This window comes from Paenibacillus sp. MMS18-CY102 (assembly GCF_009789195.1).
Classification (GTDB): domain Bacteria; phylum Bacillota; class Bacilli; order Paenibacillales; family Paenibacillaceae; genus Paenibacillus_T.
This window is the reverse complement of sequence record NZ_WSTC01000003.1, coordinates 70,177-91,576: the sequence shown is the minus strand read 5'-3', so window position 1 is coordinate 91,576 and position 21,400 is coordinate 70,177. Positions and strand designations below refer to the sequence as shown.

At 54.9% G+C, this 21,400-nt stretch carries 20 protein-coding genes; 18 read left to right on the top strand and 2 right to left on the bottom strand.

The features are described from left to right. Positions 1-24: 24 nt before the first annotated feature. The 4 genes from GON22_RS03120 (at position 25) to GON22_RS03105 (ending at position 3,838) form a co-directional block, all read left to right on the top strand. Positions 25-795 (top strand): MerR family transcriptional regulator, encoded by a 771-nt coding sequence (locus GON22_RS03120; protein ID WP_160394667.1) that lies wholly within the window; start codon positions 25-27, stop codon positions 793-795. 732 nt (positions 796-1,527) lie between these two features. Further along, positions 1,528-2,451: an NAD(P)/FAD-dependent oxidoreductase gene (locus tag GON22_RS03115; protein ID WP_160394666.1), complete on the top strand. Its 924-nt coding sequence runs from the start codon at positions 1,528-1,530 to the stop codon at positions 2,449-2,451. Positions 2,452-2,543: 92 nt separating this feature from the next. Continuing rightward, positions 2,544-3,356 carry an N-acyl homoserine lactonase family protein gene (locus tag GON22_RS03110; RefSeq protein ID WP_160394665.1) on the top strand — a complete coding sequence of 271 codons (813 nt, stop codon included), beginning with the start codon at positions 2,544-2,546 and terminating at the stop codon, positions 3,354-3,356. Positions 3,357-3,373: 17 nt separating this feature from the next. Continuing rightward, complete coding sequence (locus tag GON22_RS03105) at positions 3,374-3,838, top strand: winged helix DNA-binding protein (RefSeq protein WP_160394664.1); 465 nt, start codon at positions 3,374-3,376, stop codon at positions 3,836-3,838. Here GON22_RS03105 and GON22_RS03100 read toward each other — a convergent pair. Beyond that, positions 3,835-4,611, bottom strand: coding sequence for a helix-turn-helix domain-containing protein (locus tag GON22_RS03100; RefSeq protein WP_160394663.1), 777 nt, complete (start codon positions 4,609-4,611; stop codon positions 3,835-3,837). The two genes, GON22_RS03105 and GON22_RS03100, sit on opposite strands and share 4 nt — an antisense overlap. A 123-nt stretch (positions 4,612-4,734) precedes the next feature. Here GON22_RS03100 and pyk point away from each other — a divergent pair, with 123 nt between their 5' ends. Both pyk and GON22_RS03090 read left to right on the top strand, forming a co-directional pair. Continuing rightward, entirely contained in the window at positions 4,735-6,150 is a 1,416-nt protein-coding gene (gene pyk, locus GON22_RS03095) for a pyruvate kinase (RefSeq protein WP_160394662.1), read from the top strand. Positions 6,151-6,337: 187 nt separating this feature from the next. Continuing rightward, positions 6,338-8,617, top strand: coding sequence for a multicopper oxidase family protein (locus GON22_RS03090; protein ID WP_237178992.1), 2,280 nt, complete (start codon positions 6,338-6,340; stop codon positions 8,615-8,617). Positions 8,618-8,721: 104 nt separating this feature from the next. Here GON22_RS03090 and GON22_RS03085 read toward each other — a convergent pair whose 3' ends face one another. Continuing rightward, positions 8,722-8,904 carry a hypothetical protein gene (locus GON22_RS03085; RefSeq protein ID WP_160394661.1) on the bottom strand — a complete coding sequence of 61 codons (183 nt, stop codon included), beginning with the start codon at positions 8,902-8,904 and terminating at the stop codon, positions 8,722-8,724. 294 nt (positions 8,905-9,198) lie between these two features. Between GON22_RS03085 and GON22_RS03080 the strand changes: the two genes are divergently transcribed. The 12 genes from GON22_RS03080 (at position 9,199) to GON22_RS03025 (ending at position 21,393) form a co-directional block, all read left to right on the top strand. After that, positions 9,199-11,508, top strand: a complete 2,310-nt coding sequence (locus GON22_RS03080) for an ATP-binding protein (protein ID WP_160394660.1) — start codon at positions 9,199-9,201, stop codon at positions 11,506-11,508. Between the two features lie 72 nt (positions 11,509-11,580). Then, the gene (locus GON22_RS03075; RefSeq protein ID WP_160394659.1) at positions 11,581-12,165 is read left to right on the top strand and encodes a Pvc16 family protein; all 585 of its coding nucleotides are present in this window, start codon (positions 11,581-11,583) and stop codon (positions 12,163-12,165) included. Beyond that, the gene (locus GON22_RS03070; protein ID WP_160394658.1) at positions 12,162-13,010 is read left to right on the top strand and encodes a hypothetical protein; all 849 of its coding nucleotides are present in this window, start codon (positions 12,162-12,164) and stop codon (positions 13,008-13,010) included. Before GON22_RS03075 ends, GON22_RS03070 begins: the two co-directional genes overlap by 4 nt. 49 nt (positions 13,011-13,059) lie before the next feature. Next, positions 13,060-14,820: a phage tail sheath family protein gene (locus GON22_RS03065; RefSeq protein ID WP_160394657.1), complete on the top strand. Its 1,761-nt coding sequence runs from the start codon at positions 13,060-13,062 to the stop codon at positions 14,818-14,820. A 47-nt stretch (positions 14,821-14,867) separates the two neighbouring features. Further along, on the top strand, positions 14,868-15,305 hold the full coding sequence (locus GON22_RS03060; RefSeq protein WP_160394656.1) for a phage tail protein: 438 nt from the start codon (positions 14,868-14,870) through the stop codon (positions 15,303-15,305). A gap of 46 nt (positions 15,306-15,351) precedes the next feature. After that, entirely contained in the window at positions 15,352-15,720 is a 369-nt protein-coding gene (locus GON22_RS03055) for a phage tail assembly protein (RefSeq protein ID WP_160394655.1), read from the top strand. Then, positions 15,672-15,899, top strand: coding sequence for a DUF6760 family protein (locus GON22_RS03050; protein WP_160394654.1), 228 nt, complete (start codon positions 15,672-15,674; stop codon positions 15,897-15,899). Before GON22_RS03055 ends, GON22_RS03050 begins: the two co-directional genes overlap by 49 nt. 23 nt (positions 15,900-15,922) lie before the next feature. Beyond that, entirely contained in the window at positions 15,923-16,363 is a 441-nt protein-coding gene (locus tag GON22_RS03045) for a phage tail protein (protein ID WP_160394653.1), read from the top strand. Continuing rightward, positions 16,360-18,963, top strand: coding sequence for a hypothetical protein (locus tag GON22_RS03040; RefSeq protein WP_160394652.1), 2,604 nt, complete (start codon positions 16,360-16,362; stop codon positions 18,961-18,963). The genes GON22_RS03045 and GON22_RS03040 overlap by 4 nt, the downstream gene beginning before the upstream one ends. Positions 18,964-19,002: 39 nt before the next feature. Then, entirely contained in the window at positions 19,003-19,638 is a 636-nt protein-coding gene (locus GON22_RS03035) for a CIS tube protein (RefSeq protein WP_160394651.1), read from the top strand. Between the two features lies 1 nt (position 19,639). Then, on the top strand, positions 19,640-20,725 hold the full coding sequence (locus GON22_RS03030; RefSeq protein WP_160394650.1) for a phage late control D family protein: 1,086 nt from the start codon (positions 19,640-19,642) through the stop codon (positions 20,723-20,725). Further along, positions 20,722-21,393, top strand: a complete 672-nt coding sequence (locus GON22_RS03025; protein WP_202113058.1) for a phage baseplate assembly protein V — start codon at positions 20,722-20,724, stop codon at positions 21,391-21,393. Before GON22_RS03030 ends, GON22_RS03025 begins: the two co-directional genes overlap by 4 nt. Positions 21,394-21,400: the final 7 nt, after the last annotated feature.

Here is a 21,400-nt window from a genome sequence, read left to right as displayed (position 1 = left end):
GATGCAACTAAGAGGTGATGCAAGATGTACAAAGTGAAGGAAGTCGCGGCATTAGCTGGAGTCAGCGTTCGGGCGCTGCACCATTATGATGAGATCGGGCTGCTGAAGCCAGCTGCGATTGGAGATAATGGGTATCGGCTATACAGTGAAGCGGATCTTGAGCGGCTGCAGCAAATTTTGTTTTTCAAGGAGCTGGAGCTTCCGCTGCAGGAGGTGCGGGCCATATTGGACGATTCGCGGTATGACCGCAAGCAGGCCTTGATCCTTCATAAGGAGCTTCTATGCAAGAAAAAGCATCGCCTCGAACAAATCATCCAATCGGTGGAGCAGTCGCTTCAATCGATTGAAGGAGGCTACGCGATGAGCAAGCAAGATATGTTTGAGCCATTTGATAGGACAGAAATCGAAGAGCATCAGAAGAAATACGAGCAAGAGGTGCAGCAGCGTTGGGGCAATACGGACGCTTATAAGGAATCAGCCCGCAAGACTGCGCAGTATAAGGAAGAGGATTGGAAACGAATTAAGGCATCAGAGCAGCGCATTTATGAGGGGTTGATCGAGCGTATGCCATATGGGCCAGACGATGGGCAAGCGCAATCGATCATAGCAAGCCATCGCCAGCATATTACGGATAACTATTATGCTTGCTCCACCCAGATCTACCGGGGGCTTGGGGATATGTACGTAAATGACCCGAGGTTTACGAAAAATATCGACAAGTACGCACCAGGGCTTGCTTCGTTTATGCGGGAGGCTATGCACATTCATTGTAATCGCGTGGATGCTGAGGCATAGTTATGCTAGCTTTTGCACAACTTATCCACATTATTCACACACAAGGCTGTGGATGAGTTCTGTATAATTAAACTCAGATGTGAATAAAAGTGAATTTTTCCAAATGGCTTGTTGATCAGTGAAACATAAACTAACAAGTTGTAATCATGCAAGCGTGTACCCCCGGGAGGCCGTCGAGAAAATCTCGACAGCCTGCTTTATGTCTGCAGAGCAGAAATACCTGCCCTATTTTGCCGGTTAACGAGCTATAGCGAGAATAGGGAAGAAAAACCTGCCTTATTCAGCCGGTTAGCGCGCTAGAGCACGAATAGGGAAGAAAAATGTACCCTATACAGCTCGTTAGCGCGCTAGAGCACGAATAGGGAAGAAAAATCTGCCCTATTCAGCTCGTTAGCGCACTAGAGCACGAATAGGGAAGAAAAATGTACCCTATACAGCTCGTTAGCGCGCTAGAGCACGAATAGGGAAGAAAAATCTACCCTATTCAGCTCGTTAGCGCACTAGAGCACGAATAGGGAAGAAAACCTTGCCCTATTCAGCTCGTAAACGCGCTATAGCATGATTCATAACAAAAGAGAAACACGCCGTTTCAAAAAACGCGGGTTTCTCTAACTATTTGGGCGTACCCACCTGCGGGTGCGCCTTGTTTTGCCGTTTTATTTGCAAATCCATGCACGAAATAGCGAAAATTGGCGCACGCTAATGTGAGATGGAAAGGGGCGGCGCCGCGAAATGGGTCAAAATACGGGAGATCAGGTGACGGTTGACGTCGCCATTATTGGTGGAGGGCCGGCGGGGCTGAGCGCAGCGCTAGTGCTGGGACGTGCGTTGCGGCGGGTTCTTGTGGTCGATGCTGGAAACCCGCGAAATGCAGCCGCGAAGCGATCGCACGGGTTTCTATCGCGGGACGGAATCGAGCCGGAGGCGCTGCGTTCGCTTGCAAGGGAGGAGCTGCGCCGATACGAGTTGGTAGAGATTTGGCATGATGCCGTTGAGGAGGTCCGGCTGATTGAGGGAAGGTTTCAAGTAAGGGCCAGCAACGGGAGCGTGGCGAATAGCCGTGTGGCCGTTTTTGCGACAGGGATGAAAGAGCGGCTGCCAGAGTGGCCGGGGCTTGCGGACGTGTATGGGCGTTCGGTATTTCCTTGCCCCTATTGTGATGGATGGGAAATGCGCAACGCACCGTTAGCTTTATTCGGTGGAGGGGCAAGCCTGCTCGCGCATATTAAGCTTATCCACAACTGGACAAATGATCTCATCGTATGCTCGGATGGCCCGGCTGAATTGAAAGCGGAAGAACGGGAGCAGCTCGCGCAGCGGGGGATCGATCTCATCGAGCAGCCTATTGCTGCACTTGAGTCGATCGAGGGGCAATTAGCGCATATCGTGTTTGCGGATGGGAAGAAAGTGGCTAGAAGCGGCGGGTTTATGGCTGATACTGGTGCTTATCAGGCGAGCGGCATTCCTCTTCAGCTAGGCATAACGATGGATAAATCCGGCCAGTACCGAACGAAAGGGCACGGGCGCACCCGAATCCAAGGGCTTTATATCGTAGGTGATGCGAAGCATGGATTCACAGGCATCGCTGGTGCAGTGGGAGAAGGCTATGAAGCAGGCGTCGCCATTAATCGTGCGCTAGTTGATGCGGATTGGTGAATGGGATTGATTTTAGCAAAAATGAAAGATGTTGACATTAGATGACGTGACATCTATTATTGATGACATGTCATTTAATGGAGGGGAAGCTGATGGTTCATTCGAAAGTGCATGTGTGGCATACCGGAGAAGTGTACATGGACCGTGCGCTCGCATTCCGCGAGAGATCCTGGCATCCGATGCCCTATACGGGCTGGCTTAGGCCGCAATCGTATAAAAGCTGGTTTCCGGTGTCGGCGTACCTCATCGAGCATCCGAAAGGGAACATCGTTGTAGATGCGGGCTGGCATGACGAAGTAAGGAAAAACCAAAAGAAGCATTTAGGTTGGTTAGGTTATTCCTTATGCAAAGCTAGGCTGAGCCAAGGTAAAGCAGTCCACGAGCAGTTGGCGAGCCACGGGCTGCAGCCTAGTGACATCGATTACGTACTGCTTACACATATGCATAACGATCATGTTAGCGGGCTAGAGCAATTATCGCAGGCTCGCCGAATACTGGCCAGCCAACCAGAATGGAAGGCGGCGCATAAAGAGCTAGGCTACGTTCCATCCATGTGGCGGAATGTTTCGATTACGCCGTTTGAGCTGGCGCCTATTCCGCACGGGCCTTACAAGCTCGGGCTTGATCTTTTTGAAGATGGATCGGTATACATGGTGTATACGCCGGGGCATAGCAAGGGGCATTGTTCGGTGTTGGTTCGCACGCTGCAAGGATGGGTCCTAATAGCTGGTGATGTTGGCTATGCGGCAAGGTCGTTGGAGGAGAACATTTTGCCAGGCGTAACCACGAGCAAGCGAGAGGCGCAGCATTCGTTAGATTGGGCAAGAGATTTCGCTAAACGAGAGGATTGTTGGGCGGTGCTGACGAATCATGACCCTGAGATCATTCCACACTGTGTGGGGTAAGTCAGGAGAGGATATGGGTGAATTTCGCTGCTAATGAAGTGGAGAGGTTCCGTTATCTAATGTTAGCGGTCCAGCGGCAAGGCGGCCGTTTATTGAATGATTATTTTGAAAAAACGGGAATTACGGCTTCGCAAGCGGAGGCTATAAGCATACTAGAGAGCAGGCAGCCCTTAACGTTGAAGGAACTGGGGAACTTATTAATATGCGAAGCGGGAAGCCCGTCCCGATTAGTAGACCGGATGGTCGCAGATGGGATCATCGAAAAGGTCGTTCACCCCGATGATTCAAGGGCCGTATTGCTTCGCTTAACAGCGGAAGGGCAGGCAATCGCAAAGCGCATCAAGGAAATTGAAGAAGACGCGTACCGCTACATCAACCAACTGTTAACGGATCAAGAAATTAAGTCCGTTAACGGCATGCTCGAGAAATTCATTAAAGCCTTCCCCATTCATGAAACGCTTGTTAGCCGCGGGTATATTTAACGCAAGAAAGAAGAGGGCGTACGCCCAGTCGTCCGCTTGAATACGCGCTGGAAGTAGGAAACATCGCGGTAGCCAAGGTAATCGGATATCTCATTCACCGTGAGCAGCGAGTCTGTCAGCATATAGATGGCCGTCTTCATCCTCGCGGCGTTAACCGCCTCGCTGATCGTCTGGCCGGTCGCCCGGCGGAACAGCGCTGCAGCATAATTGGGCGTGCGGTTAATGCAGGCGCCTAGCTCATCCTTGGTCACTTTGTCCCTGTAGTTAAGCTGGATGTGCTGCTTCATGCGCTCGACAAGCTTGTGCGTGCCCGGCGCCATGGGCGCTTGATCGAATTCGCGGTTCCAGAGCGCGACCAGCTCCGTGATAATCGCCGCGCCGCGGATTTCGGCATAGGGCGTGCGATCTGACCATTCGGCATGGAGCACGCGAAGCCGTTCCAGCATCCATTCGAACCGTCCGGGCCTGCCTTGGGCGGGCTCTTGCCTTGCCAGCAGCGGCAGTTCACGAATCGCGACGGGACCAACTTTGAATTGGGCCACGAGCTTCTCGTGGAACACAGTTGGCACAGATTTGCCATAAAAGGCGGCACGCGGCGGGATTAAGAGCACGTCGCCTTTTTCGAGAATAAGCTTGTCCGCATTGATCCAGTAGACGCACTTGCCGTAGCTGACTAGAACGAGCGTGTACACTCCGTTTGAATCATCTGAATCATCGCACTGCCCATACCAATTCATCCCCCGGTCCAGCGTTACATCCAGCAGCTCCAGCATGTCGAATCCTCCGATCAATGAATCATACTATAGTACATTTAGAATACTATAGTTCATATGCGAAAGAAAGGTTCAGCAGTACAATTGGACCATAGAGCATACATCAGGAGGAGAAAAAGAATAATGCGCAGAACCAAAATCGTATGTACGATGGGCCCGGCTTGTGAAGCCGTAGACACTTTGAAAGAAATGATGAATGAAGGCATGAACGTTGCGCGCTTGAACATGGCGCACGGCGAATTGGAAGACCATAGCGACCGTATCGCCAAAATCCGTGAAGCAGCAGCAGCAACGGGCGCGAACGTGTCGATTTTGATGGACATTAAAGGGCCTGAAATCCGTATCGGCAAGCTGAAGGAAGCTTCGTACGAGCTCAAAGCAGGCAACAAGCTGGCGCTTGTAACGGAAGAGCAGCTCGGCGACGGCGAGAAGCTGTGGGTTAATTATGCGGACCTGCCGAAAGTGATGGAGCCAGGCGGCGTAATTTTGCTGGATGACGGCTTGATCGAGCTGCGTGTAGACTCGGTAGACGCAACAAACGTATATTGCACAATCATCAACGGCGGCGTGATCAAACCGCGCAAAGGCGTTAACTTGCCAGGCGTTCGCACGACGCTTCCAGGCGTAACGGACCGTGACGTGAAACATATCGAGTTCGGTATCGGCGAGGGTGTAGACATTGTAGCTGCATCGTTCGTTCGCCGTGCAGAAGACGTGCTCGAAATTCGTCGCCTCTTGGAAGAGGGCGGCGCTGGCCACATTCAAATCGTGTCGAAAATCGAGAACCAAGAAGGCGTTGAAAACTTGGATGCGATCATCGAAGCGTCCGACGGCATCATGGTTGCCCGCGGTGACCTCGGCGTAGAAATTCCAGTTGAAGACGTTCCATTGATCCAAAAAGAAATGATCGACAAATGTAATGCAGCTGGCAAGCCAGTAATCGTTGCTACGCATATGCTCGAGTCGATGCAAGTAAACCCACGCCCAACGCGTGCAGAAGTAACGGACGTAGCGAACGCTGTACTGCAAGGCACAGACGCAGTTATGCTGTCGGGCGAGACGGCTGCCGGCAAATACCCGGTAGAATCGATCCGCACGATGTCCACGATCGCAATCAAAGCGGAGTCGCTGATTGAATACGGCAGCAACCTGCATAAGAAAGGCTTCGGCCAATCTTCTTCCATTACGGAAGTTATTAGCCAAGCGGTTGTAAGCTCGTCGCTCGAGCTCGAAGCGAAAGCGATTCTGTCGCCGACAGAGGGCGGCTTTACAGCGCGCATGGTATCCAAATATCGCCCGAAAGCGCCAATCGTTGCGATCACGTCGGACGAGCGCATTCAACGCCGCCTTGCACTCGTATGGGGCGTAACAGCAATCAAAGGCACCAAATCCGAGTCGACAGACGCACTGTTCTCCTCGTCCATCGAAGCGGGCCGTGCAGCTGGCCTGATCGAATCGGGCGACACGGTCGTCATTACGGCGGGCGTGCCAAGCGGCAAGTCTGGCGCAACGAACCTGATCAAAATCGAGCAAGTGTAAATCATATGCGATCCACAACGCCCACGCAATTGCCGTTCATCGGCTGCTTGCGTGGGCGTTTTTTTGGTTTTGGGGTGGAGCCTTCCCCGGTCTACGGTCGGGGATGCTATTGCCCTTGAGGCTGTTCCGCATCGTTACCGGCTTCCCCTATGATGAGGGTATCAGAAACATTCGGGAGGTTATTGTCATGTATGGCATGTTAACGGGAATCGGGCTGGGGCTCTTGCCGCTGCTCGCTATATTAGCATGGGCAGGAGGGACGAAGGCGTTCCGCCTTGTTTATGCAGGGTCAGCAGGGCAGTTGGCGCGCCGTTCACGCAAGCTAATTGCATGGGCGGCATACGCGGCCATTGCATCGTGGGCAGTCGCTGCTGTTACTTTAATGCTATCGGCGGCGAGGGCGCCTGTATTCTGGGTCGACCGATTGGCGCTTCAAGTGCCGCTGGCCGTACTGCCCACAGCTATGCTAGGGTTCGTGACGGTGCCTCGGCTGCGCAAGCTGCGCCTTAAAGCGAAGGGGCTGGATGGCGCTCTGCCTTATGAGGTAAGGGCGGAGGCAGCGCATCCAGGCATTGTGCTGCCGTTTCATGCATCAGCCTTAGGTGCGTTAACAGCGTTTTATTACGCGATGGAGCCCCCCGTTCCATTTCGGTTCATAGATGCCATCATGCCCTTGCTAGCTTATGGCGGAGTGCTCGGTTTGTTATATGTTCGGCATCTTCACCGCTGGCGGAAGGTGAGCGTGCTGGCTGCCCCGTTGCGTTATCACGCTTGGGGACGATTCGGACGGTTCGCGGGAACTGTAGCTGCGGTTGGCGCGATTGCTGCGGTCGGCATTGCCATTGAACAACAGAGCAGCAAGCTGCCAGCCCGGATGAGCATGATGGCTGGCGAGATGGATTGGGGAGGCGGGCAGCAGCCAATAGGGACGGAGATTGTGCATGCGCACAGTGAGCATGGCGGGCATATCGCTGCAACAGAAGCGGCTGCGGTAGGTTCAGTAGAGGTGACGGCAGCCGCATTGCGAGTTGGAGAGGGCGCTAGTACAGCAGCCGGCATGAGGAAACATGATGTGCGGCATGTGGGAGGTGTAGGGACAGTTTCGCTCGACCAACTCACGGGACCGCAAGATGGCAAGCCTGACCGGACCTTTACCCTCGTAGCGCAGCGCCAAGATGTGAGGCTCGCATCGGGTGAAGTTATCAAGGATGCATGGGCTTTCAATGGCGAATTGCCGGGACCGGAGCTTCGAATGAAGAAGGGCGAGCTGATCGAGGTAAAGCTCGTGAACCAGAATGTCGATGAAGGCGTGACGCTCCATTGGCATGGGCTAGACGTGCCGAATGCGGAGGATGGCGTAGCTGGTGTTACACAAAACGCGGTCATGCCAGGCCAGTCATACACGTATCGATTTGTGGCGGAGCAGACAGGGACCTATTGGTATCACTCGCATCAAGATTCTCAGGAGGCGGTGAGCCGAGGGTTGTTCGGGCCATTGGTCGTTGAGCCAGCAAGTGAAGAAGGCGCGGTCCCACTGAATACGGGAGGCGGCCAGGAGGCGCATGCTGAATTAGGGGAGCCGCCTGAAGCAAAGGAATTCACGGCCATGACGCATATATGGGATCGTGTCGGCCTTGCTGTTGATGGCTGGACCGGCGTGCGCAAAGAAACGGTCGTGCCCGGTACGGAGGTTCGCCTGCGGCTGATCAATACTGACGATTGGGTACGGCAGAGCTACTCGGTGATCGGTACATCGTTCCGGGTGGTTGCAATAGACGGCACTGATGTGAATGAACCGGGTTTGTTGGCAGCAACAAGGCTCGAATTAACGACAGGCGGACGGTACGATCTTAGCTTCACGATGCCGAATCAGCCCGTATTTCTAGCAATAGGCAACGGCACGAAGACAGGGCTGCTCATGACGCCGGATGGAAAAGGTGAAGCGCCGAGCGAGTTGCCTTCAAGCGAGGACGTATTCATCCCGACGCACTATGGCAAGCCAACTGCGACGGCGTTTGGCGCGGACAGCATCTTTGACCGGCAGTTTACGATGCTGCTGGACAACAAACTAGGCTTTTATAACGGAGCATTCAACCAGCTATATACGATTAACGGCAAAGTATTTCCTGATACGCCAATGTTCATGGTGCAAGAGGGCGATCTCGTTCATACAACAATCATTAATCGCAGCATCGTAGACCATCCGATGCATTTGCATGGCCATCATATGCTTGTGCTTTCCCGTAACGGCGACAATGTTGATGGCAGCCCGTGGTGGTCGGATACGCTCGACGTGCAGCCGGGGGAAACTTATGAGCTCGCGTTTCGTGCTGATAATCCCGGCTTATGGATGGACCACTGCCACAACCTAGAGCATGCGGCTGCAGGCATGTCGATGCACCTGATGTATGAGGGCATTACGAGCCCATATGAGGTGGGAAGCGGGACAGTTAACCATCCGGAATAGCAGGCCGATTGCAAGCAAGTTAAGTCAGATGGAGGGGCATTTAAATGGAAATAAAGGGCGGCGCAAACTGTTGCGCCGCCCTTTATTTTAGTGAAGAAAGCAGGCTAATGCCGCCCATGCTCCTTGTGATCGAACGTATGCTGCACGTTGTCGACAATTTCTTCGATGGCATCGCTAATCATGTCGATCGGGCCTGAATCTTCATGGTTCTTCGGGGTATTAATGCCCGCCGCCGTATTGGATGTTTCGTTATACGTTTCATCGTAATCAGGATCTCTGCGCTTCACTGGTAATCGCCGCCTTTTGCATAATAAAGATAGAGGTTCCAACTGCTGTTATAGGTTACCCCACAACGCATTAGGACACTCATGGAAAATCTCTTTAAAAACACTTTAGATTGGAAGCGCTTTAATTGGAAAAAACAAGGCGGTTTTTGCATTGCCTACCTATAGGGTTCGTGATACAATTTGTACAAAAAATTGCCATAAGGAGGCAAATTACAGCTTGTTAGGAAACGTGGCAAGGTGGTATACACATAGCGTGCGGCGCTATTTATTGTGCCCACAAGGAGTGCCGGCTGTATGGTTCAGATAAGGCCATATGCCGACCATTGGGAGCATCTGCTTGATGAGCTGGGCAGGTTGGATCTGCGCATTCGAATTGAGATGGAACGGATGGCGATTCGGGAAGAGTCCCAAGATGAGCTGACACGCCAATATGCGGGCATTGCATTGACTCGCGAAGAGATGGCTCGGCTTCTGGATGAGGCCGGCCCACTCAATGGGCAGCTTTCAGCACATGAACGGATGAGGCTGCTCGATATCGAGGAAGAGCTGCAAGCGCTAGAGCGAAACATTCGCGAACGGGTGCGAGCAACGGCTGCGGAGGGTTTAGCGTTGCCGCTTGAGCGGCTTGCCGAATGTTACGGATTGGATCGGTTTGAGCGGGATGCGGTCATCATCGCTGCGGCAGTTCAGGTGGATGAAAAGTACAGCAAATTGTACGGATTTTTGCTCGACGACGCGACAAGCCGGCAGCCAACCGTTGCGTTAACGCTTAGGCTGCTAGGGACAGGCGATTCGGAACTCGTCAGGCAGTTGCCCTACTGGCTGCCCAATGGCCGGCTTCGGCAGCATGGGCTTGTCACGCTGTTGCCCCGCCAATCGGATATAGGCGGCGAACCCTTGCTCGCTTCGTATGTGAAGCTGGACGAAGGCGTGATGCAGTTTCTTATGCAGCCTGGCCAGCTGGAAGGGCGTGTCCGGGGCGTTGCCCGCTTGGCTACAGAGGATAGCCGTACGATGGCAGCCGCCTCTTCAGCCGAATTTCGGTGGAGCCAAGACCATGTGAAGCTAGAGCAAAAGCTTGCCGCGGCGTTGGCCCAACCGATTGTGGCGAACAGGGAGATGCTCCCGTCACCATCACAGCTAGCCTTCCTGTTGCTCGGCCAGCCGGGCTGCGGGCGCCTCGCCTTAGCGGCTGCTGCATGCAAGAGAGCGAATGCGCCGTTAGTACTGGTTGATCTTAGCCAGTTACCGGATGAGGAGGCGCCGCGTGCTGCGCTGCTGGAACTCGCTTGCCGGGAAGCGATGCTCCGTTCGGCCGTGCTTGGCCTGATGCATGCAGAGCTGCTGCAAGAACGTGCAGACGGGGATAAAAGGATGGAATGGCGGCTCCTGTACACGCATAGGATGGCAGGTACGCTGCCGATGCTGCTGCTCAGCACACTGCGTGTCGTGCCGAACGGGGAAGCTTTCCCAGCGCCGCTGATCGAGCTGCCGATGCGGCTGCCGGATGTTCGCGAGCGAGCCGTACTCTGGCAGCAGCAGCCGGAACATGCTGGAGGCATTCCTTTAGCGGAGCCTGTTCGATGGATGGCGATCGCCGAGCAATATAAGCTGACGGCGGGCGGCATCGGCAAAGCATGGCAGCTTGCACACGCTTTGGCACAGTGGCGCAGCATGCCGTCAACGCCAGCAGAACTTAGCGGCAATGAGCAAGGGGTGGCTCGCATCACCGAAGCGGACCTTCGCGAAGCTTGCCAGCGTCAGAGCCACCATGGATTGGATGGCATCGCGACGCGAATTATTCCGCAGCACCGCGTCGGCCAGCTCGTTCTGCCGATTGAGCAGACGCTCAAAATTCAGCAAATCATCGCGCAGCTTCAGCAGCGGCATCGCGTGCTGACGGAGTGGAATTTTCACGGCAAGCTGTCTCGGGGCAAAGGCACGAACGTGCTCTTCGCTGGGCCTCCTGGCACCGGCAAGACGATGGCAGCGGAGGCGATTGCAGGCGAGCTTGGGCTTGATTTGTACCGGATTGACCTATCGCAGATCATCAGCAAGTATATCGGGGAGACGGAGAAAAACCTCGGAAGATTGTTCGCGGAAGCCGAGAACAGCAATGCGATTCTATTGTTCGACGAAGCGGATGCACTGTTCGGCAAGCGTTCCGAGGTCAAAGATTCACATGACCGCCACGCCAATACGGAGGTCGCGTATTTGCTCCAGAAGATGGAGGAGTACGATGGCATGTCGATTCTGGCCACGAACCTGCAGCATAACATGGACGAAGCCTTTGCGCGCCGGATGGCATTTCGAATTGAGTTTCCGATTCCTGAAGAGCAGCACCGGTTCCGCCTGTGGCAAGCGATGTTTCCATCAGAGGCACCACGGAGTGATGATATCGATTATTCGTTTCTTGCAAGAAGCCTGCAGCTTGCAGGCGGCAACATTAAGAACGCGGTGCTGGCAGCTGCTTATCTGGCTTCGGAAGAGGACGCGCCAATCGGCATGCGCCATCTCATTCGCGCTTCCAAGCAGGAGCTGGATAAGCTCGGCAAGCTTTGCCTGCGTTCGGATTTTGGCCCGTACTATGATTGGATTAACTAGAGTAACTGCTAGACGCGGGTTAAACTGCGATATTGCAGCTGCAAAACTATCAATCTCAAGGAGGGTGTGCTAGTGGCGTCGGATACAGCTATCGCCGATGTCGGCGATTCATTGCTTCGGCTTCTGCGCGAGGGGATGAGCGACTTGGTCCAGCCAAGCTCGATCGTGCTGCTCTCGCCAGCGGATGTTGAGGGCCAGAACGTCAGCCTGACGCTCTTCCTCTACTACATCGCAGAGAATCCCCATCTCAAAAATGATCAGCCCTTCAGCGGCAGGGACCGTCCGCCGCTAGCGCTCGACCTGTACTATCTGCTTACTGCATACACGCCGGTGCAAGATATTCAGCAGCGGACGCTGGAGGAGCAGCGCGTACTGGGCCGTGCCATGAGGCTGCTCTACGATAACAGCTTGCTGCACGGCTCGCGGCTGCAAGGCTCGCTGCGGGGAACGGACGAAACGCTGCGCATTACGATGAATCCACTTGCGCTAACCGAGTTAACCTCGATCTGGCATGCGATTCCAAAGCAGCATTACCGTCCATCCATCGGCTATGTCGTTTCGCCGGTGAAGCTCGACTCCGCCATTGATTCACAAGCCGCGGCCGTTAAAGAGCGTTCGCTGGCGTTTAATCCGGTTAACAGCGGGGTGCACTTATGAGCATCCTATCTTCGGCGGGACAGGGCGAGTCGTTCGTTAGCCGCGTGTCTGTGGCGATTCGGCCAATTGACGAGCTAGTGGCGGACCGAATGCCTATCGGGCAGGTGCAGGTTACGCTGGAAGGCACGGTACATAAGCCGATTCGTAACCGAGGCGGCTGGCAAGTGTTCGTTGATTTGCCTAGCGGGAGTTATACGGCGCGGATCGTTTCGGACTATTACTTGGATGCGGCAGTGCCCGTTACGGTCCAGCCTGCTTCTGATCCTTCTGCACTTGATGTGCCGCTGCTGCCAAGAAGCAGCTATCCTTTCGACACGCATGCGACGCTGCTGAGGGGAGTCGTGAAAGACCAAGCGGGAGCGCCGGTAAACAACGCCGCAGTAGAGGCGATACGGTTGGAGCCAGCCGACAGCTATACAGCCATGTTGGCGGCTGCTGTGGTGCAGGGGGCAGCACGCATCTACTTGAACGGGATGCAGGGCGACCTGCCGGCTCCAGGTTCGGTATGGCTGCTCAAGAACAATAACGTTGAGCGGCTGGAATACGTTCAGCTCGCACAGACACTGCCTGCAGATCCTGCTGCGGATGGCTATCCGCTGGCGGAGCCCCTCCAGTATGCGCATCCCGCCGGAACAACGGTGTATCCAGTGAAACAAGCTGGAACCGTCGTATCCCGCACAGATAGCCGGGGCGATGTCGCGCTTCCGATTGCCCGCATGCCGCTTAGCCGAACGCGAGTGTCGCTGTTGGTGAAGCAAGAGGGATATCTGCCATATGAACGAGATATTCAGTGTGACGAGGGCCGAACGGCTTCGTTAGGCCTCATTACACTGTTGTCTATATAGCACTAGCAATTGCCATTCATCATTCATTCATGTTGAGGAGGAAATGACGATGCCTGAATATTTGTCTCCAGGGGTCTATGTGGAAGAAATCGAGATCGGCAGCAAGCCCGTTGAGGGCGTGTCGACGAGTACAGCAGGTTTTCTAGGAGAGACGGAGCGGGGGCCGACGACGCCGCAATTTGTAACGAGCTGGCTTGACTATCAGCGTGTGTACGGCGGGTATTTTGGCGACACCGGTTATTTGCCTTATTCGGTGCAAGGCTTCTTCGATAACGGCGGCCAACGCGCATATATTGCTAGAGTTACGAGAGCGACGGCTGTCCGGTCGGAGCTGCGCCTCAAGAAAGGCTCGGCTGAAGCGCTCCTAGTAGAGGCGATAGGCGAAGGCTCATGGGGCAACCGTATCGCGGTTAAAGTCGTGAAAGGCACGTTCTCCGGCTTTAAATTGTCCGTCTATTATTGGAAACAAGAGATTGCCGTGTTCGATCCAGAGACGGATACGAAGAAGCTGCCGCGCCCAGCCGTTGCAGAGCAATATGATAATCTCTCGCTCGATTCGGCATCGCCGGACTATTACGAGAAGAAAGTAAACGGCATTTCGAATCTCATTACGCTAGGCGCTGTTCCTGGCAAAACGATTCAAATTCCCGATGTGAGCGCGATTGCGTATTTGGCAAGCGGCGCAGATTCGGATGAGGCGGATGGCTCCCCTACGGCAGCTAAGGACAATACGATTACGCTGAGCGCAGAGGCTTCCGCGAAGGATGGCGACTATGTCGGCATGGAGCTTCGCATTATCGATGGCCCTGCCAAAGGGCAAGTGCGGACGATTACCGGCTATGTCGGATCGACGAAGGTAGCGACGGTATCGGGCGGCAACTGGGATGCATCGGCAACGCCTACGACGGGATCGGTCTACCGGATCGTCTCCAACAAGCTTGTGCTTGCGGATTTCATCCGTTCAGACTCGAACCAGCCAGGGCAACGTAAAGGCTTGACGGCGCTCGATGCGATTGACGACATTTCGCTGCTTTATTCACCGAATGCTTCGGTTGTAACAGGCTTGGTCGGCGAGCTGATCTCGCATAGCGAGCGGCTGAGAGACCGGTTCGTTATTCTCGATTCGCCAGTGAACGCGAAGGTGGACTCGCTTGACCCTCGCAGTGCGAATGAAACGAAATATGCAGCCTTCTACTATCCATGGATTAAGGTCGTTAATCCGGAATCCGGCTTGCTGCGCGTCGTGCCTCCGGGCGGGCATGTGCTTGGCTTGTATGCGCGCACGGATGTGGAGCGCGGTGTGCATAAGGCGCCTGCTAACGATACGGTTCGCGGTGCGGTCGATCTGGAATTCCAGATTACGAAAGGCGAGCAGGATGTGCTGAATCCGAAGGGCGTCAACGTCATTCGTGCATTCCCTGGCCGTGGCATACGCGTATGGGGCGCACGCACATTATCGAGCGATCCGCTTTGGAAATACGTAAACGTTCGCCGGTTGTTCCTGTACTTGGAAGAGTCGGTCTTCAACGGCACGCAATGGGTCGTCTTCGAGCCAAACGATGATAAGCTGTGGGCGCGCGTTCGCCGCACGGTGACGGAATTCCTTACCCGCTTATGGCGCGATGGCGCGCTTCAAGGCCGCAAGCCAGAAGAGGCGTTCTTCGTGAAGGTCGACCGTTCGACGATGACGCAGGATGATATCAACAATGGGCGTTTGATCGTGCTGATCGGCGTTGCGCCGGTGAAGCCGGCAGAGTTTGTTATTTTCCGCATCGCACAAGTATCCGGCGGAGCAGACGCAGCCGAGTAAGATTGTTGAACGTTACTTTTATCTAATCGAATGGGGGAGAGCAAGCAATGGCAACGGGGCAAAGAAAGGATCCATACCGCAACTTCCGGTTCCGGGTGGAAATTGATGGCTTGCAGCAGGCTGGATTTACGGATGTATCGGGGTTTGATTCGTCGGTGGACGTCATTGAATACCGCGAAGGCAACGAGGTGCCGACGACGCGCAAGCTGACGGGCTTAACGAAGTACGGCAACATCAGCTTAAAGTGGGGCATTACCGATTCGGCTGAAATTTATAACTGGTACAACGAAGTGGCGAACGGCAATGTACAGCGAAAAAACATTTCGATCGTGCTTGTGGATGAAACGGGCAGCGACAAGTCGCGCTGGAACTTCATTAATGCTTGGCCGTCCAAGTATGATGCGCCTGACTTTAGCGCGAAGAGCAGCGATGTCGGCATCGAATCGCTTGAGATCGTGCATGAGGGCATGACGCGCGAGAGCTAATCGAGCGATTCGGATTGATTAACAGCAATGAGAGGATGGATCATCGATGGCATTTGTAACCGAATTTGAATTTGTATTGCCCAAAGGGTACGTCGATAAGCAAGGCACCCTCCACCGTGAGGGGACGATGCGGCTGTCGACTGCTGCGGATGAAATTTTGCCGCTCAAGGACCCGCGCGTTCAGCAAAACCCGGCCTACTTAACGATTATTTTGTTATCCCGCGTCATTACGAAGCTTGGCGATGTGCAGATGATAAACCCTGCGGTTATCGAAGGGCTGTTCTCTTCGGATCTCGCTTTTCTGCAGCAATTGTACAAACGCATTAACGATGACGGCAGCGCGACTATCGAGGCGGAATGCCCGAAATGCGAGCACCAGTTTCATCTGGAGGTAGCGGCAGCGGGGGAGTTCTAAGCAGCTACCCAGTAGATCGGCTCTATGAAGAGGTAGCCTTCATTGCGTATTACTTGCATTGGCCGCATGACGACATTATGGCGATGGACCATCGTGAGCGCCAGCGCTGGTGCGAGGAGGTATCGCGCATTCACCGGAAGGTGAGCAAGGAGCCCAAAAATATTTTTGACATCAGATGATGTGCGTAGAGGAGGGGCGGTTCATGCCGACAGGAGCGAGGCGAGACCCGCTGGCGGGGTTCCGGTTTCTGGTAGAGCTCGATGGGCTCATTGCCGGAGGCTTCAGCGAGGTGCAGGGGCTTGAAGCGGAGATTGAGACGGAGGAGTATCGGGAAGGTGGGGTCAATGGATTCATTCATCGGCTGCCCAAAATGACGCGCCAGTCGAATTTGACGCTGAAGCGCGGCTTGACCGGCTCAGACGTCTTATGGTTCTGGTTCAAGGATGCGTCCGATGGCTGGGTGTCCCGCCGTGACGGCTCCATCATCTTGCTCGATGAGCATGGCGAGGAAGCGTGGCGGTGGAATTTTGCCGGCGCTTACCCTGTCAAATGGACCGGTCCCGAGCTGCGCGCAGACAGCAGCAGCATTGCTGTCGAATCGATTGAGCTTGCCCATCAAGGCCTGTCGGTGTTCGGGCTATGATCGGCCGGTTGCGGCTTATTAGCGACCCTGGCTTTGCTGCTGCGTTGGTTGAAAAGCATGCGGATGGCAAAGCCAGTCGTACGCCGGCAATGCGTGCACTCGTTTATTTGATGAACGAGATGGACGATTCGGAGCAACCCTCGGGCACCGAGAAGGTTATTGAGCGGGTGGTGGAACGCCAGATTGAACGAACGGTAGTGGTACGCGAGCTGCCTTCCTCGGTACTGTTGGCTTCGCCGAGATCCGTGCAAGAAGATAGGAAGCAAGCGGGTGCAGCTGCAGCTGCAGATGCTGGCCGGCGACCTTCTTCCGATCAACGCAATCGGGGGACTAGGCTGCATGCAGCAACTGCGGATGCCAGGCATACGGGGAAGCATTCGCCAGTGTTGTCTAGGGCAGCTTCTGCTGTCCGTTTTGCAAGCATGCGAGAGGACAACTCGCTTGCAGCACAACTTGTTGCCGCTGCTGCAAGCGGTTTGTCTATGAGGCAACTGTTGTTGCCAAATCAAACCCATACGCCAATGGGAAATGACGGCTTGCCACAAGGGCGGAGTGCACTGCAGAGGCGGGGGGCGGTGCAGCCAAGTTCGGCATTGGTAGCGGGGGGACCTGCCGCGGAAGGTGCGGCTGGGATTGCGAAGTTGAGGGAGCAAGCCGAAGAGCCAACTAGAGCTAGGGCTGCAGTTGCAATTGGACCTGTAGCTCAGCCTGGACCATCGGAGCGCTCGCTCTCGGCGCAATATAGGAGCGTAATGAGGCGGAACGAATTAGATGCGGGTGATGCGAAGCTGCTGTTGCCAGCGGTCCAGCCGCATTCGGAACGCGCAGCCTACGTGAAAGTGGGCAATGCTTCGCAGTTTCCGATGATTAGCCAGCTTGGCCTGCATCATCAGCAGAAGTGGAGTGAATTGCGCGGGCTTCCGCAACCGAAACGCTTATCGGAAGCGCAGCATGCATCAAGCGCAGCAGTGGGGACGCGGGGGAGGCAGGAGCTAGCGGGTTCACTCTCGGCGTTGCCAGCGCAAAGAAATGGGCAATTTGCTGTTCCTGAGTCGGCCCCATTGGCGCCGCGAAGCGCTGGCACACTACGTGCAACGCGGGTTCAGCAAGCGCCAACCGTATCGGCACCGGCGGCTGCGTTAATGCATGTGAATGCAGCTGCTGGGCTGCAAGGAGAGCAAGCACGTGATGAGCCAGCCGCGCACCGGGCGCGCATGCCACAGGTGAACATGTCAGGGGCGAACATGTCACGGGCGAACATCCAGCACGAGAATATGCCACAGGTGAACCTAGCAAGGGTTAGCAAGGCAGGGAGCGTGACGCCAGAGGCGAGCGCTCTTAAGGTTACTGCGCAGCTTTTATTCGCGGCAACACCGCAGCAATCCGCTCTGCATGCACCCTTCAATGGGGCGATGGCGGCATCAAGCGCAAGGCACGAACGCGCAGCTTGGCCAATGTCTCTTTCCCACGTGTTGCAGGCACAGCAAGTGCAACAAGTGCCGGTCACATTACAGCCAAATGGCTTACAACATCTATCGAGAGAAAGTGTACCGGGGGCAGGCGTGTGGCAATCAGCAGCGCCAGTACAGCGGCAACAACCTGCCGCAGCGCTGGCTTCACACCGTAGGGCTATAGGAACGATTCAGATGCAGCAACGTGTTTCTGCGTTTCTATCGCCTTTGCCACTCGTGGCGCAGCTTGCACCAGTGCAAGGCCAGCAGCAATTGCCTGAATCTATGCATGCAATGCAGCCTGCTCCTAATGAAAGGGGCCAGCGCACACCAGCGCAAAATGCGGCACCTAGGCGTGTGGCAACATCGAAGAAACAAGTTGGCATGCTAAGGCCACGTTCGCCATTAGTACAGCAGCACAGCCTGTCGCGTACGGCTGATTCACGCCCGGTTGCTTCTACAGCATCTGTTCCAGCCAATGCCCCGGCGGCAAATGCAGCAGGTCCACCTGCAGCACATGGCGTTTCAACTTCGCGTACGTTAATGCCGCGTACTTCAGCATCGCGTCCAGATGCAACATCGCTATCGCATACGCCCGTATCAAATGCGACAGCAACTAATACGGCAGCAACAAATGCCGCAGCAGCAATATCACGCACTTCAGCTCCACATACGGCAGCACATACTGGATCACTGCCCTTATATGCTGCAGTGCCGCAGGCTGCACTAGCTTCATCGGCACATGTGAATAGAGCGCAATTACAATCACAATCACAAACGCAAGCACATTTGCAACACGGGGCAGCGGCACCTGAACTAAAGGCTCCATCGCCGTCGGCAGTGTCGGCTGCTCCTGGCAGGGGAAATTCGGCCGTGGAGCTCCACCATCCAGCGCAGCAGCCGCAATCGCTACAGCAATCAAGCAGTGCTGGCAATCGCGATAGCGGGCAGCTAACCGGGGCAGGAGCATCGCCTACGCAGCAAGCATCTGCGAACGGCAACGACTTCGCATCGCCATTTTCTCCCCAAGCGGGTTCACAACAGCCAAGCGCCGGGCTATCTGCGGCAGATATGAAACGGCTGACGGAACAGGTGTACCGGCTGTTGGAGCGAAAGCTTGCAGTTGCGAAGGAACGCCGGGGTTTGTAGCTTTATGATTTAGTTGGGAAATAGAAGGGAGAGCAAGCCATGGCATTGGAGAAGGCGCTTATTCAGCCGCTCGATTACGAGGGCAATCCGAAGGGCGAAGCGGTCAAAGTGCTGTTCAACCCGACGGAGTATGCCATCGATAAGAGCAATCAGCTGCAGAGCACGGTCATTCCGGGCTTGCCCGCGCCAGTGACGCAATTCATCGGGGGCGGCGGGCAGACGCTGTCGATGGAGCTCTTCTTCGATACGTATGAGCAGGGCGTAGATGTACGGCAGCATACAGGGCAAGTAACCGGGCTGATGGACATGAACCCGGATCTGCATGCGCCGCCAGTTTGTATGGTGATCTGGGGCAAAATGCAGTTCAAAGCCGTCGTTGAGCGTGTCGGGCAGCGATTTACGATGTTTCTGGATTCAGGCATTCCCGTGCGGGCGACGCTTAGCGTCACGTTCCGGGAGTATCGGACGATAACGGAGCAGCAGCAGCGGACGACGAATCAGGCGGATCAAACAAAGCAGGTAACCGTCAAGCAAGGCGAGACGTTATGGTCGATTTCAGGCCGCGTATATGGTGACCCGGGAAAATGGCGGACGATTGCGCGTGCGAACGGCATCGCTGATCCGCGCAAGGTGCCTGCGGGCCGAACGCTCATTTTGCCGCCGCAGGAGGCATGAAATGGAATTTCAACAGCTAGAGAAGCAGTATCGCAATTTTTACGCGCCGCGCTTTGAAATCCGGGTCGAGGGCGAAGACCTGCTTCGCCAAGGGATGGTCATTGCTGGCATTAGTATTGAGCATTCACTAGAGGAGGCAGGCTACTTCTCGTTCACCATCGACGATGCGTTTGATCACGTACGCCAGGATTTGCGGAGCGTGGAGTCTTTGTTTTCATTTGGCCGAAAAATCGAAATCAAATTCGGTTACGCAGACGCGATGAAGGTGATGCTGATCGGCCATGTGACGGCGATCTCGGTTGATTTTGGCGAATCGGGCACGCCCCAAATGACGGTCAGCGGGTATGACACGACCTATGCCATGATGAAAGGAAATGAAGCACGGTCGTGGGACAATATCAAGCACAGCGATATTGCGTCGGCAATTGCTAGCGATTATGGGCTCCAAGCTGATTGCGAAGCAACGCCGGTTACTCATCCGAAGCTGGCTAAGCAGGAAGGGCAGAGCGATTACCAGTTTCTTAAGTCGCTTGCCGAGCAAAATTATTACGACCTATACATAGCAGGCGATAAGCTCATGTTCAAAACGCCGGCAATCAAGGCAGAACCAATGCTCACGCTGGAATGGCGCAAGTCGCTCCTTAGCTTCCATCCTAATGTCAATCTAACCGGCCAAGTGTCGGAGGTGGAGGTTCGCGGCTGGGACCCGAAGGAGAAGAAAGAGATCATCGGGACGGCGCGATCAGGGGATGAACAGCTTGCGGATGACGGCAAAGGGCGTAAGAGCGGAAGCGCTTATATGAAGCAGCTGCACCGGGGCAAAGTCGTCGAAACGGTGCGTCGCCCTGTCTTTTCGCAGGCAGAAGCGGACCGGATTGCCCGTTCAATGCTGAATAAGCGTGCGGAACAATTTGTCACAGGACGAGCGGAGGCGATTGGCATTCCCGATCTGCTGCCGGGCTCGCGAATTGCATTGCAGGGGCTCGGGCGAATGTTCAGCACGGTTTACTATATTGAAGAAACAAGCCATAGCATGGATGCCTCAGGTTACCGGACGACGATTAAAGTAAAGGGGAACATGATATGACCATGGATCTGGGGGGGCTGCTTGGAGGCAGCGGCCAGGATCGAACGCGTATCTACGGCGTCATGATTGCGATCGTTACGAACAATCAGGACCCCGAAGGGATAGGCAGAGTGAAGCTGATGTACCCTTGGCGCGGAGGGACCGGCGGGAGCGGCGCATCTGACGAGAGCAATTGGGCGCGCATTGCAGTGCCGAGTGCAGGCAAGGCGCGAGGGTTTTATTTTTTGCCTGAAGTGGATGATGAAGTGCTCGTCGCTTTCGAAAATGGCGATATCAACTACCCTTACGTGCTCGGGTCGCTCTGGAATGGCAAGGATACGCCGCCCGGCAGCAACGACGATGGCAATAACAATAAGCGCATCATCAAGTCGCGCAGCGGGCATGAGATCGTGCTTGACGATACAGATGGCAAGGAGAATATTACGATTACGAGCAAGGACGGGCAGACAATCAAGTTAGCGGATGGCTCGGATGGCCCGGCTATCGAGCTGAAGGATGCCAACGGCAATGAGGTTGTGATCGACGGTTCCAGCAATGCGATTATGCTCAAGAGCAGCCAGAAGATTACGATCAAGTCGAATGAGGTGCAGCTGGAGGCGAATGCGTCAATGACGCTGAAGTCCAGTGGCACGCTCAAGATCCAAGGCTCGATCGTTCAGATTAACTAATGCAGCC

Excerpts from the sequence above, each read along its gene's own strand:
- GON22_RS03120 (WP_160394667.1), top strand. The coding sequence starts at position 25 with ATGTACAAAGTGAAGGAAGTCGCGGCATTAGCTGGAGTCAGCGTTCGG.
- GON22_RS03115 (WP_160394666.1), top strand. The coding sequence starts at position 1,528 with ATGGGTCAAAATACGGGAGATCAGGTGACGGTTGACGTCGCCATTATT.
- GON22_RS03110 (WP_160394665.1), top strand. The coding sequence starts at position 2,544 with ATGGTTCATTCGAAAGTGCATGTGTGGCATACCGGAGAAGTGTACATG.
- GON22_RS03100 (WP_160394663.1), bottom strand. The coding sequence starts at position 4,611 with ATGCTGGAGCTGCTGGATGTAACGCTGGACCGGGGGATGAATTGGTAT.
- pyk (WP_160394662.1), top strand. The coding sequence starts at position 4,735 with ATGCGCAGAACCAAAATCGTATGTACGATGGGCCCGGCTTGTGAAGCC.
- GON22_RS03090 (WP_237178992.1), top strand. The coding sequence starts at position 6,338 with ATGTATGGCATGTTAACGGGAATCGGGCTGGGGCTCTTGCCGCTGCTC.
- GON22_RS03080 (WP_160394660.1), top strand. The coding sequence starts at position 9,199 with ATGGTTCAGATAAGGCCATATGCCGACCATTGGGAGCATCTGCTTGAT.
- GON22_RS03070 (WP_160394658.1), top strand. The coding sequence starts at position 12,162 with ATGAGCATCCTATCTTCGGCGGGACAGGGCGAGTCGTTCGTTAGCCGC.
- GON22_RS03065 (WP_160394657.1), top strand. The coding sequence starts at position 13,060 with ATGCCTGAATATTTGTCTCCAGGGGTCTATGTGGAAGAAATCGAGATC.
- GON22_RS03060 (WP_160394656.1), top strand. The coding sequence starts at position 14,868 with ATGGCAACGGGGCAAAGAAAGGATCCATACCGCAACTTCCGGTTCCGG.
- GON22_RS03055 (WP_160394655.1), top strand. The coding sequence starts at position 15,352 with ATGGCATTTGTAACCGAATTTGAATTTGTATTGCCCAAAGGGTACGTC.
- GON22_RS03050 (WP_160394654.1), top strand. The coding sequence starts at position 15,672 with ATGCGAGCACCAGTTTCATCTGGAGGTAGCGGCAGCGGGGGAGTTCTA.
- GON22_RS03045 (WP_160394653.1), top strand. The coding sequence starts at position 15,923 with ATGCCGACAGGAGCGAGGCGAGACCCGCTGGCGGGGTTCCGGTTTCTG.
- GON22_RS03040 (WP_160394652.1), top strand. The coding sequence starts at position 16,360 with ATGATCGGCCGGTTGCGGCTTATTAGCGACCCTGGCTTTGCTGCTGCG.
- GON22_RS03035 (WP_160394651.1), top strand. The coding sequence starts at position 19,003 with ATGGCATTGGAGAAGGCGCTTATTCAGCCGCTCGATTACGAGGGCAAT.
- GON22_RS03030 (WP_160394650.1), top strand. The coding sequence starts at position 19,640 with ATGGAATTTCAACAGCTAGAGAAGCAGTATCGCAATTTTTACGCGCCG.
- GON22_RS03025 (WP_202113058.1), top strand. The coding sequence starts at position 20,722 with ATGACCATGGATCTGGGGGGGCTGCTTGGAGGCAGCGGCCAGGATCGA.